This is a genomic window from Microbacterium natoriense (assembly GCF_030816295.1).
Taxonomy (GTDB): domain Bacteria; phylum Actinomycetota; class Actinomycetes; order Actinomycetales; family Microbacteriaceae; genus Microbacterium; species Microbacterium natoriense_A.
Genome location: NZ_JAUSXV010000001.1, coordinates 2,842,297 through 2,853,660, shown reverse-complemented (window position 1 = coordinate 2,853,660; position 11,364 = coordinate 2,842,297). Strand labels below are relative to the sequence as shown.

General features: G+C 68.5%; 15 protein-coding genes and 1 tRNA gene. 11 read left to right on the top strand and 5 right to left on the bottom strand.

Translation table 11 applies throughout. The annotated features are described in order from the left end of the window. The first annotated feature begins 171 nt into the window (after positions 1–171). From QFZ53_RS13365 to QFZ53_RS13350, 4 genes are all read left to right on the top strand, one after another. Positions 172–777 carry a carboxymuconolactone decarboxylase family protein gene (locus tag QFZ53_RS13365; protein WP_292909741.1) on the top strand — a complete coding sequence of 202 codons (606 nt, stop codon included), beginning with the start codon at positions 172–174 and terminating at the stop codon, positions 775–777. 10 nt (positions 778–787) lie between these two features. Beyond that, a complete protein-coding gene (locus QFZ53_RS13360; RefSeq protein WP_307297159.1) occupies positions 788–1,681 on the top strand; it encodes an RNA polymerase sigma-70 factor in 894 nt (297 codons plus the stop codon). Positions 1,682–1,722: 41 nt separating this feature from the next. Then, positions 1,723–1,795: transfer RNA gene (locus QFZ53_RS13355), tRNA-Val, on the top strand. Positions 1,796–1,852: 57 nt separating this feature from the next. Next, positions 1,853–2,410, top strand: a complete 558-nt coding sequence (locus tag QFZ53_RS13350) for a dihydrofolate reductase family protein (protein WP_307297158.1) — start codon at positions 1,853–1,855, stop codon at positions 2,408–2,410. A gap of 38 nt (positions 2,411–2,448) precedes the next feature. Here the strand turns inward: QFZ53_RS13350 and QFZ53_RS13345 are convergent, their stop codons facing one another. Next, entirely contained in the window at positions 2,449–3,285 is an 837-nt protein-coding gene (locus QFZ53_RS13345; protein ID WP_307297156.1) for a LysR family transcriptional regulator, read from the bottom strand. A gap of 92 nt (positions 3,286–3,377) precedes the next feature. Here QFZ53_RS13345 and QFZ53_RS13340 point away from each other — a divergent pair, with 92 nt between their 5' ends. The 3 genes from QFZ53_RS13340 (at position 3,378) to QFZ53_RS13330 (ending at position 6,191) form a co-directional block, all read left to right on the top strand. Further along, a complete protein-coding gene (locus QFZ53_RS13340; protein WP_307297155.1) occupies positions 3,378–4,286 on the top strand; it encodes a DMT family transporter in 909 nt (302 codons plus the stop codon). A 76-nt stretch (positions 4,287–4,362) separates the two neighbouring features. Then, positions 4,363–5,313: an L-lactate dehydrogenase gene (locus QFZ53_RS13335; RefSeq protein ID WP_307297154.1), complete on the top strand. Its 951-nt coding sequence runs from the start codon at positions 4,363–4,365 to the stop codon at positions 5,311–5,313. Further along, positions 5,310–6,191 carry a TIGR01777 family oxidoreductase gene (locus QFZ53_RS13330; protein ID WP_307297152.1) on the top strand — a complete coding sequence of 294 codons (882 nt, stop codon included), beginning with the start codon at positions 5,310–5,312 and terminating at the stop codon, positions 6,189–6,191. Before QFZ53_RS13335 ends, QFZ53_RS13330 begins: the two co-directional genes overlap by 4 nt. A 2-nt stretch (positions 6,192–6,193) precedes the next feature. On the opposite strand, the gene QFZ53_RS13325 is transcribed toward QFZ53_RS13330, so the two are convergent. Next, on the bottom strand, positions 6,194–6,958 hold the full coding sequence (locus tag QFZ53_RS13325) for an SDR family oxidoreductase (protein ID WP_307297149.1): 765 nt from the start codon (positions 6,956–6,958) through the stop codon (positions 6,194–6,196). Positions 6,959–7,058: 100 nt separating this feature from the next. On the opposite strand from QFZ53_RS13325, the gene QFZ53_RS19900 reads away from it, so the two are divergent. Both QFZ53_RS19900 and QFZ53_RS19895 read left to right on the top strand, forming a co-directional pair. Beyond that, entirely contained in the window at positions 7,059–7,574 is a 516-nt protein-coding gene (locus QFZ53_RS19900; protein ID WP_444916292.1) for an MmyB family transcriptional regulator, read from the top strand. 16 nt (positions 7,575–7,590) lie between these two features. Beyond that, positions 7,591–7,905 (top strand): MmyB family transcriptional regulator, encoded by a 315-nt coding sequence (locus tag QFZ53_RS19895; protein WP_444916291.1) that lies wholly within the window; start codon positions 7,591–7,593, stop codon positions 7,903–7,905. Positions 7,906–7,907: 2 nt separating this feature from the next. Here the strand turns inward: QFZ53_RS19895 and QFZ53_RS13315 are convergent, their stop codons facing one another. The 3 genes from QFZ53_RS13315 to QFZ53_RS13305 form a co-directional block, all read right to left on the bottom strand. Continuing rightward, positions 7,908–8,294, bottom strand: coding sequence for a DUF2510 domain-containing protein (locus QFZ53_RS13315; RefSeq protein ID WP_292909759.1), 387 nt, complete (start codon positions 8,292–8,294; stop codon positions 7,908–7,910). A 73-nt stretch (positions 8,295–8,367) separates the two neighbouring features. Continuing rightward, entirely contained in the window at positions 8,368–9,375 is a 1,008-nt protein-coding gene (locus QFZ53_RS13310; RefSeq protein WP_307297146.1) for a methyltransferase family protein, read from the bottom strand. Continuing rightward, positions 9,302–10,141, bottom strand: coding sequence for an aldo/keto reductase (locus QFZ53_RS13305; protein ID WP_307297144.1), 840 nt, complete (start codon positions 10,139–10,141; stop codon positions 9,302–9,304). Before QFZ53_RS13305 ends, QFZ53_RS13310 begins: the two co-directional genes overlap by 74 nt. A 22-nt stretch (positions 10,142–10,163) precedes the next feature. Here QFZ53_RS13305 and QFZ53_RS13300 point away from each other — a divergent pair, with 22 nt between their 5' ends. Together QFZ53_RS13300 and QFZ53_RS13295 are read left to right on the top strand one after the other, a co-directional pair. Beyond that, positions 10,164–10,586 (top strand): YchJ family protein, encoded by a 423-nt coding sequence (locus tag QFZ53_RS13300; RefSeq protein WP_307297142.1) that lies wholly within the window; start codon positions 10,164–10,166, stop codon positions 10,584–10,586. A gap of 34 nt (positions 10,587–10,620) precedes the next feature. Beyond that, entirely contained in the window at positions 10,621–11,355 is a 735-nt protein-coding gene (locus QFZ53_RS13295; RefSeq protein ID WP_307297140.1) for a zinc ribbon domain-containing protein, read from the top strand. Positions 11,356–11,364: the final 9 nt, after the last annotated feature.

The following is an 11,364-nucleotide window of genomic DNA, read 5'->3' as shown; positions in this document are numbered from 1 at the left end:
CGGGCAGCCTTGTCGGGAGTGCACAACGCGCGCCGATGTTTACCCTATCCCCGATCACGGAGGAGCGGATGCCGGGGACGATCGCAGAGCCAGGTGTCACATCCGCGAACCGGGCGGTGTCTCCATGTCGAGGCCGGGAATACCGGACCCGTAGGAAAGGGAGACACGAACATGAACAGCAGCACGACACGCATCCCGGCGGCCGAGGTCACCGGTGTCTACGGCGCCATGGTGAAGATGTTCGCGAAGAAGATGATGGGCCGTGTGCCCGAATCGGTCGGGGTGCTCTGGAACCACCCGGCGGTGATGAAGGACGCCATGGGCATCGGGCGCAAGGCCGAGGGATGGAAGGAACTCGACCGGGATCTCGCCTCCTACGCGGCGATGGCGGCGGCGGCCACGATCGGCTGCAGCTTCTGCCTCGACTTCAACTACTTCATGGGCCACAACCACGGACTGGACGCGAACAAGATCCGTCAGGTGCCGCGGTGGCGCGAGGCCACCGTGTTCACACCGCTCGAGCGCAGGGTCATGGAGTACGCCGAGGCGGCGAGCCAGACGCCGCCGGCCGTGACGGACGAGCTCTCCGACGCTCTGCTCGCGGATCTCGGACCCGCCGCGCTCGTCGAGCTCGCCGCCAGGGTCGCGTTCATGAACATGAGCGCCCGCATGAACGTGGCGCTCGGCATCCGTTCCGAGGAGTTCGCGGACGCCTGCGGCCTGCCTCCGCTCGCCGAGCGATCTGCGCTCCGCGACTCGGCGCCGACGTCCGCGTAGGCTCGCCGTCATGGAAAGCGCCGAGACCGCCGCAGACGATCCGTTCGTCGTCCACCGCAACCTGCTCTTCACCGTGGCGTACGAGATCCTCGGATCCGCTGCGGATGCCGAGGATGTGCTGCAGGAGTCGTGGTTGCGCTGGGCGGCGGTCGACCGCGACCAGGTCGCAACGCCCAAGGCGTATCTCGTGCGCATCGTGAGCAGGCAGGCGCTCAACCACATCCGCTCCGTGTCGCGACGCCGGGAGGACTACGTCGGCGAGTGGCTGCCCGAACCGCTGCTGACGGCTCCGGATGTGGCGGATGACGTCGAACTAGCCGACAGTCTGTCGATCGCCATGCTGACCGTGCTCGAGACGCTGAGCCCGGCCGAGCGGGCGGTGTTCGTGCTGCGTGAGGTGTTCGACGTGCCGTACGACGAGATCGCGGATGCCGTGGCCAAGACGCCCGCAGCGGTGCGGCAGATCGCGCATCGCGCGAAGGACCACGTCGCGGCGCGGCGGCCGCGTGTCACCGTGGTGCGCTCAGAGCACGAGCGCGCGGTCGATCGACTCGTCGCGGCCCTGAACACCGGAGACATCCAGGGGCTGATGGATGTCCTCGCGCCGGACGTCGTGTCGGTCGCGGATGGCGGCGGCAAGGTCCGCGGCGCGGCACGCCGGCCGCTGATCGGCGCGGCCACGATCGTCCGCTACCTGGCCGGGAGCCTCGCGAAGGTCGTCGGAGCCATTCATGCGACTGCCACGACGATCAACGGCCAGCCGGGGATCCGGGTCGAACTGGACGGACAGCTGGCGGGAATCGTGACGGTGACGGTCGAACAGGGGCGGATCACCCGCATCTACTCGGTCGCGAACCCCGACAAGCTCGGCCGGGTCGATCACGAGGTCACGCTGGAGCGGTGACGCTCACGGCGGCGCTCGAGCATGGTTAGGATGATCAGGAAGGGCCTTTAGCTCAGCTGGTAGAGCGCCACGTTTACACCGTGGATGTCGTCGGTTCGATCCCGGCAGGGCCCACCGGATTCTCCGCACGCAACGATGGCGGCCTCGCGCAGCGGACTCTACACTCGCCTCATGGGACTGCTGACCTTCAGCATCAACGTCACCCTCGACGGATGCGTCGATCATCGAGAGGGAATCGCCGACGATGAGACGCATGCCTTCTTCACGCGTCTCATGGACGGTGCCGGCGCCATGCTGTGGGGACGGACGACATACGAGATGATGGAGAGCTCCTGGCCCGCCATCGCTCGCGGCGAGGAGGACGCCCCGCCGACGTTGCGAGAGTGGGCGCTCAAGCTCGAAGCGAAGCCCAAGTACGTGGTGTCGTCGACGCGCCACGATTTTCCGTGGAACAACAGCCACCACCTCGCCGGTGCTCTGCGCACGACCGTGCAGGAGCTCAAGGACAGGACCCCGGACGGCGTGCTCCTCGGCAGCGGCAGGCTCGCGACGGAACTCGATCGCCTGGACCTGATCGACGAGTACAGATTCCTCGTACACCCGAGGATCGCGGGTCACGGGCCGACGCTGTACGAGAGCGGGCTTGCGAGCACAAGACGACTCGATCTGATCTCGGCGGAGCCGCTCCGCTGTGGTGCGGTCGCCATGCACTACCGGCGCGCGGGCTGAACAGACTCTCGCCGAGTACGCCTGAGCAAAGGGCTCCCTCAGCTGAAAGCGGTGTCCACGGCGTCCTGGACGACACGGACGATACGCGCCGGCACGCCGTCGCGACCCCGGACCCGCATGCGCACGGGCGGAGGCTCGGGGAGGCCGAGCACGGGACGCAGCCCTTCCAGCCCGCGATCGACGACGGGAAGCAGGATCGCGCCGAGGCCCGAGCGGGCGGCCGATTGGCCGCCCGCAAGGTCGCCAACCTCGACGACGGTGTGAAAGGGTCGCCCGCTCGCGGCCATGAGCTCCAGAACAGCGGGGCGCATCACGCATGGCGGATCGAACTGGACGAGCGGAACCGGGCCATCGGAAGGCGCAGTCCATTCGGGCGACGCGAACCAGCCGAGCCGGAGCTTCGGCTGGAGGGGGCTCGCCGTGCCGATCTCGAGGACCACAGCGAGATCCAGTCGGCCTGCCTCAAGGGCTTCGGTCACTCTGGCGGTTCGATCCAGGCGGAGTCTCACCTCCGTGCCAGGCGCGGCATGCCGCAGCGAGGCGATGATCTCGGGGAGCATCTGTTCGGCGCCGTGCTCGGTGGACCCGAGCACCAGGGTGTCGGTCTCATGGGGAACCCGAACCGTTCGAAGCACTTCGTCGTGCACGTCGAGGATCCGGCGAGCTTCTGACAGGAGGATCTCGCCTCTCGGGGTGAACATCATGAGCCGTCCATTGCGTTCGACGAGCGGCGCTCCGACGACCTGTTCCAGGCGCCGGACGTGCTGGCTGACAGCCGATTGGCTGAGGTGGAGCGCAGCGGCCGCGCGGTGGAATCCGCCGCACGACGCGATGGCGAGGAAGGATCGCAGCGGAATGACATCCAAGGTGTCCATAGGGGAACTCTATTCCGATCTCTTTTGTCTATCGATCGCGATTGCTAATCGTTGTTGGACGGCGGCCGGTCGGCACGACGAGCATCGAAGACATGAACCTCCGCACGAGTCACGTGATTCTCATCGTCCTGCTATACGGGCTCGGGTACCCGCTCGGCGCGATGGCGCTGGGAGAACTGTCGGCGCCTTGGGTGCTGAGCATCCGGTTCGTGCTGGCCGCCCTCCTTCTCGCGGGCGTCGCCGCCCTCGGGCGCCGACGCTGGCCGAGGGGCCGTGAATGGGGGCACGTCGTCGTCGTCGGCGTTCTCACTCAGGCCGTGCAGTTCGGGTGCGCGTACGAAGGGATGAGGCTCGGCGTCCCGCCGACGCTGACAGCGCTCGTGATCGCGATGAACCCGCTCGTGACGGCCGTGCTCGCGGCGTCGTGGCTGGGCGAGCGCCCGACCAGACGAGGCATCGTCGGTCTCGCGCTCGGGCTTGCTGCGATCGGTGTCGCATTCGCGGGAAGGGTCTCTGCCACCGGCATCGACGCAGCCCTCGTCCTGACGCTGCTCGCTCTACTCGGGATGTCTGCGGGTGGCGTATATCAGCAGCGATTTCTCGCGGACGTGGATCCGCTGCCCGCCAGCGCCGTCGGCCAGTTCGTGTCGGCCATTCCCATGATCATCTGGGCCGCCGTCTCACCACCCGACCTCGGCGACCTGCCGCGCGCGCTCGTGAGCATGGGGGCGATGATCGTGTTCAGCGCCGCGGTCGGCACCACGGTGTACATGGCGGCTGTCCGTCGGAGCGGGGCGGCCCGGGTTTCGCTGCTCTTCGCGCTGATCCCCTCTGTCGCCGCACTCTTCGGATGGCTGCTGCTCGGCCAGATGCCGAGCCAAGGAGTGCTGCTGGGCCTCATCATCGGTGCGGTCGCGTGCGTGGTGGGCGGGACCGGAGCCGGAGGTGCTGCGCGCACGAAGGTCTCGCTTCCGCACTCGGCCGGAGCACCTGAGGTCTGAGTACCGCCGGCCGGTTTTGCATTCTTCCGGTCGCCATTGCTGGAGTGCGATACGCCAGCCCTGCGAGACTGGCCGCATGGCAATCATCGAGAACTCGAAACTCACGGTCGTCGGCGCGGGGAGCGTGGGTTCGAGTGTCGCCTACGCAGCCCTCATCCGAGGTTCTGCACGTCACGTCGCCCTGTACGACATCGCGACCGAGAAGGTCGATGCCGAGGTGCTCGACCTCGCGCACGGCACGCAGTTCACGGGCTCGAGCGACATCACCGGTGGCAGCGACCTGTCGGTGGTGCGGGGCTCGCACGTCGTCGTGATCACCGCCGGCGCGAAGCAGAAGCCGGGTCAGACGCGCATGGAGCTCGCCGACGTGAACGCCCGGATCATCCGCACGATGCTGCCGCAGCTGCTCGAGGCGGCGCCGAACGCCGTGTTCGTCATCGTGACGAACCCGTGCGACGTGCTCACCGTGATCGCGCAAGAGGCGACCGGGCTTCCGCCCGAGCGCATCTTCTCCTCCGGGACCGTTCTCGACACCTCGCGACTGCGATGGCAGCTCGCACAACGCGCCGGCGTGTCGACGAGCAGCGTGCACGCCTACATCGTCGGCGAGCACGGCGACACGGAGTTCCCGCTGTGGTCGCACGCCTCGATCGGCACCGTGCCGATCCTCGACTGGTCGACCCCGCAGCATCCGCCCTTCACTCTCGACGAGCTCGGGTCGATCGCGGTCGACGTGCGCGACGCCGCCTACAAGGTCATCCAGGGAAAGGGCGCCACGAATTACGCGATCGGTCTGTCGAGTGCCCGCATCGTTGAGGCGATCCTGCGCGACGAGCATGCGGTCATGCCCGTGAGCACCGTGTTGCACGACTTCCACGGCATCCACGGCATCGCCCTGTCGGTCCCGTCGATCGTGAGCGCGGCAGGAGCCGTTCCGGTTCGGAACACGCCGTTCTCCGACGCCGAACTCGCTCTGCTCCGGCGATCGGCCGACGCTCTCGAGGCCGCGGTGGGTGAGCTGCGATGAAGGTGATCATCAGCGGGGCGTCAGGCCTGATCGGCACTGCACTGAACGCATCCCTGCAAGCCGACGGCATCGAGGTGACGACGCTCGTGCGTCGATCGGCGCGGAACTCGCAGGAACAGCAATGGATGCCGGGGGAGAGGCCGCTCGACCCCGATGTGCTCGCGGGAGCGGAGGCCGTCGTCGCCCTCGGCGGCGCGAGCGTCGGGCGGCTGCCCTGGACCCGCGGATATCGCCGTGAGCTCGTGCAGTCGCGCCTGCAGACCACCAAGACCCTCACGACAGCGGTGCGGGCATTGGGAGCGGATGCACCGGCGCTGCTGTCGGCGTCTGCCGTCGGCATATACGGATCGGCGCCCGGCGCGGTGCTCGACGAGACGTCACCGGCTGGAAGCACGTTCCTCGCGCGGCTCTGCGTGGCCTGGGAGGACGAGGCCCGACGCGCAGAAGATGACGCCCGTGTGGCGCTGCTGCGCACGGCGCCCGTGATCCACCGACGCGGGGTGCTGAAACCGCTGATCCAACTCACGCGCTTCGGGGTGTCGGGGCCGCTGGGCCCCGGGACCCAGCTGTGGCCGTGGATCTCTCTCGATGACGAGGTGCGGGCGATTCGTCACGTCATCGACGAGAAGCTCGTGGGGCCGGTGAACCTCACCGGCCCCACGCCGGCCACTGCGAACGACACCGGTCGCGCTCTGGCCGAGCGCATGCACCGGCCGTTCTGGCTGCCTGCTCCGAGCTGGGCGCTGCGTCTGGCGCTCGGCGACGCGGCGGATTCGCTGCTGCTCGCCGACGCCGACGTGCGCCCCGCCGCCCTCAGCAGGTCCGGGTTCCACTTCGAGCACGAAACCGTGCAGGACGCGGTCGCCGCGTCGGTGTGAACTCAGTGACCGTGCGGGTCGAGCCGGTTCAGCGTCGCAACCACCTGGGGGTAGTCGCCACGGGCTTCGCCGTACCGGAGGAACTTCACATTCTCGACCTGGATCTCGGTGGCCTCCGGCTGCGTCTCGATCAACGCCATCACCTCGGAGATGAAGTCGTCGAGCGGCATCGCGAACTCGCTCTCCTCCTGCCCTGGCATGAGCGCGGTGCGCACCGCCGGCGGCTCGAGCTCGACGACGCTCACGGACGACCCGTCGAACTGGAGCCGCAGCGATTCGCTCAGCATGTGGATCGCGGCCTTCGTGGCGTTGTACGTGGGCGTGACGCGCAGCGGCGCGAAGGCGAGACCCGACGACACCGTCATGATGGTGGCCGCGTTCATCGAGCGCAGATGCTCGATGAACGCGGCGATCAGCCGGATCGGGCCGAGCAGGTTCGTCGTGACGGTGGCCTCGGCGGTGTCGAGGAAGCCGGCGGGTGTGGTCCAGTCCTCGACTCGCATGATGCCTGCCATCGTGATGAGCACGTTCAGTTCGGGGTGCTCGGCGAGGACCGTCGCGGCGGCCGCGCGGATGCTGTCGGCATCCGTCGTGTCCACCTGGACCGTGCGCAGACTCGGGGTCTCCCGGGCGATGCTCTCGAGGAGGTCGGTTCGTCGGCCGCCGATGATCACGGTGTTGCCTCGTGCGTTGAGCGCTCGAGCCAGGGCGAGCCCGATGCCGCTCGTCGCGCCGGGGATGAAGATGGTGTTTCCGCTGATGTTCATGCAACCAGCGTGTGACGGATGATCGGCGCGCGGCAGAGAGCGGTCATCCACGGACTGGCGGTCCCTGGATGCGACGCCGGAGTGGAGGGATACTTCGAGGATGGATCGTGATGCACTCGCCGACTTCCTGCTCCGACGACGGCAGGAGCTGAAGCCCGCCGACGTGGGGCTCAGCGCCGGTCCCAGACGCCGGACGTCAGGGCTCCGACGAGAAGAGGTCGCCATGCTGGCGGCGATGTCGACCGACTACTACGCACGACTCGAGCAGCGCCGTGGCCCACAGCCGAGCGTGCAGATGCTCGCCGCCCTCGCCAGAGCGCTGCGCCTCACCCCCGATGAGCGCGACTATCTCTATCGGATCTCGGGACACAGCGCACCCGACCGTGCGGCCTTCACCGACTACCTGCCGCCGTCGCTGCTGCGCGTGCTCGACCGGCTGCACGACACACCGGCTTTCGTGGTCTCGGCGATCGACGAGGTGCTCGTGCAGAATGACGCGTCCCGCGCTCTCATCGGCGATGCGACGGGTCGCGCGGGCATGGAACGCAGCGGAATCTACCGCTGGTTCGCGCATCCCGAGACGGAACGCGCACGCTACCCGGTTCCGCGATCATGAGCGCCAGGGGCGCACGTTGACGGCATCCCTTCGCGCCGCCCTCGGCGCCTGGGGCCTCACCTCGCGGGCCGCCGACATCGAGAAGGCGCTGCGCGCGGCCAGCCCGGAGTTCGTCGGCTACTGGGAGGACCACGAGGTTCGTCGACGGTTCGAGGATCACAAGGTCCTCGTGCACCCCGAGCTCGGCGAGATCGAGGTCGACTGTCAGGCGCTGATCACGCCTGACGAGTCGTGCGCGCTGATCGTGCTCACGGCGGCGCCGGGCAGCGAGGCCGCCGGAAAGCTCGATCTGCTCCGAGTCCTGGGGACGCAGCGGGTCGGCTCAGCCTGATCTCAGAGCTTCTCGAAGACCAGCGTGGCCTGGATGCGGTCGCCGCCGCCGAAGCCGGTGCTGCCCGACGACGACGTGGTGATCGTGTGCAACCGGTAGCCGAGGGCCGCCTGGGTGTTGATCGCGTACTCGAGCTCGGTGAGGTTGCCCGACCCGGAGCCGAAGAACTTCTCCTTGAGCACGACCTGCAGCACCACGTAGCTCATGCCCTGCGCGGCCGGGCGCGGCTGCGCACCGGCGACGGCTTCCGCCTGCGCGCGTTCGATGAACCCGCCGATTCCGGGTTCGGGAGCGGCGGCAGGCTGCACGTTCTCGGTCCAGTTCTGTCCGTCCCACCAGCGCTGGGTTCCGGTGCCGTCGTCGTACCAGCCGGCCTGAGTTGTGCTCACAGGTGTCTCTTCTCGCTTCGATTCGCCATGATCCTCAACGTCATGAGCTGATCGATTGTATGGCCTGGCGTCCTCACGCGCGGCGGGTGAGCCGCGGTACCCAGCACGGCACGCGACGGCGGTACTCGTCGAACTCGGCGCCGAAGCGGCTCTCGAGATCGGCCTCCTCCTGGGGCCTCACGAGCGTGTTCCAGATCAGCGAACCACACAGCGCATAGGCGACGACCAGCCAGGAACCGAGTGCCAGGCCGACGGCGACGCCCTGGGCGATACCGGCCACCGCCATCGGGTTGCGCACGTACCGATAAGGCCCGGTTATCACGAGGCGGCGGGCCATGTGCGACGGAAGCGGCGTTCCCTCGCCGACGACGAGTACCGACACGGCAGAGCGGATTCCGAGAGCGGATGCCGCGACGAACAGCAGTCCGCCCGCGACCCGCACGGGCACCGGGACGTCCATGCGCAGCATCCATCTCGCCTCGACAGCGGCGATGCCGACCGGCAGCACGCCCAGGAACAGCACCCAGAACAGCAGCATCTGGCGTACGGTCCGCGCGGCGAGGCGCGCGCGCCCCTCGTTGCGGGCGGTCCGGAACGCGAAGGGACCTCTGACGATCCACTCGACCGGTGCGCGACCGCAGACGATCACGATGCCCGCGGCCACGCTGCCCATCGCGGAGAGCGCCATGAGCAGCGCACCCCAGCCGGCCAGAGTCGTGACCGTCGAGTACACGGCCATCCCCGCCGCGACCAGCACCGTCCAGGGGACGGCGATCCACACCGCCTGACGGATGCCCCAGGCCACTAGAGCCGAGGCGAGCACGAACAGCGGGATGTCGCCGATCGCGATCACTCCTGCCGGAAGGTCGCCGAGCGTCGCGAGCCGCACCGCATCAGTCGTGAAGACGCCGATCCACCAGAGCGCCCCGGCGAGCGCCTGGAACCCGAAGTACGCCCGTGCCGTGCGTGGAGTGACCCTGATTCCGGCGACCGTGATCCGGTCGATCTCAGGACTCCTCGTGCGTCGCCGGATCGGCGTCGAACAGCCGTCCGTCCGCCCGCCCGAGTGCGGTGATGGCATCCACCTCGGCCGCGTCGAGCACGACGGCACCCGCGGCGAGGTTCGCGGCCTGGTGCTCCGCCGAAGACGCTTTCGGGATCGCCACGGTCTCGCGCGCGACGTGCCAGGCGAGCACCGTCTGGGCAGGGGTGATCCCGTGCGCGGCCGCGACCTGGGCGATCACCGGCTCCGAGAGCAGGGCGGCCGCCCTTCCGATCGGACTCCACGCCTCGGTGATGATGCCCCGCTCACGGTGATACGCCAGCTGCTCGCTCTGCGGGAAGTACGGGTGCACTTCGATCTGGTTCACGACCGGACGGACACCGGTCTCGCTCTCGATGCGCTCCAGATGCTCGGGGAGGAAGTTGGAGACCCCGATGTGACGCACCACCCCGCGCTGCTGCGCGTCGACGAGCGCTTCCCATGCCTGCACGTACTCTCCCTGAGAGGGATTCGGCCAGTGGATCAGATGCAGGTCGATCGCATCGACGCCGAGCCGTGATCGGCTCTCCTCGATGCTGGTGCGGGCCTTCGACGAGCTGTGGTGCCGGCCCGGGAGCTTGCTCGTCACGACGATCTCGCTGCGATCGACCCCTGACGCGGCGATTCCGCGGCCGACGGAGCCCTCGTTCTCGTAGTTGAACGCCGAGTCGATCAGGCGGTATCCGGCGCCGATCGCGGCAGCGACGGCATCCGCTCCCTCGTCGCCCCAGAGCGCGTACGTTCCGAATCCGACGGCGGGCAGGGAGAAGCCGTTGTGGGCGGTGAACCGGGGAAGTGCTGTCATGCCGTCAGCGTACGCTGGAGCCATGACGGCAGGGGAGAACGCGACGGCGGGTGACCGCATTCCTGATGAGGACTCCCGCTGTCCGTGCGGATCCGGTGACGTCTACGGCGGATGCTGCGGGCCGCTGCACCGCGGTGCAGCGGCGCCGACGGCCGAGCGTCTCATGCGATCGCGGTACACCGCGTTCGCGATCGAAGACGCTCGCTACCTGCATGTCTCATGGCATCCGTCCACCCGGCCGCGCTCGATCGAGTTCGAGCCCGGCCTGCACTGGCGCCGGCTCGCGATCGTCGACCGGGTCGCGGGTGGCCCGTTCGATGACGAAGGCGTGGTCGAGTTCGAGGCGTTCTGGCATCAGGACGGCACCCGGGGTTCGCTGCGCGAGCGCAGTCGCTTCGTGCGCGAAGACCGTCGCTGGCTCTATCTGGATGGCGAGGTGCAGTGATGCTCGGCATCCCGCACCGGCTAGATTTGACAGTGTGAACGCCTCCCCGGAACACCAGCGCATCCTGCTCGACGTCGCCGATCTCGATCGGCGCATCCTCCAGGCGGAGCGTGCACGCACCAAGCCCGTGCAGGGCCCCCGCATCACCGAGCTCGTCGCTGTCCGCCAGGACCAGCTGCGTGAGCTCACCGCCCTCACCGGAACCCGGGACGATGTCCGCATCGAGCTCTCGCGTCTGGAGTCCGACGTGAAGCTCGTCGAGCAGCGGCGAGCGCGCGACGCCGAGCGTCTGGCGACCGCGACCAACTCGAAGGAAGCGCAGGCGCTCGAGCACGAGCTCGACAGTCTCGCCAGGCGTCAGAGCGACCTCGAGGACGCCGAGCTCGACGTGATGGGGCGCCTCGAGGAGGCAGAAGCCGCCGTGGCCGCGCAGCAGGTGCTGCTCGAGGCTACGACCGCCGAGGGCTCGACGCTCACGACTCAGGCGAAGGCCGACGTCGCCGCGGCCACCGAGCTCGGTGCTCAGCTCGCGCGCGATCGTGCTGCCGTGACCGAAGCGCTCCCCGCAGCGCTGCTCGCCGAGTACACCCGTCGTGCGGGCAACAGCGCCGGCGCAGCGCTCCTCACCCGCGGCACCTGCGAGGGCTGCAACATGATGCTTCCGGGCACCGACCTCAACGACATCCGTCGTGCTCCCGAAGACGCCGTCGTCTCGTGCCCCGAGTGCGGATGCATCCTCGTGCGCACCGAGGAGTCCGGGCTGTCATGAGCATGCCCC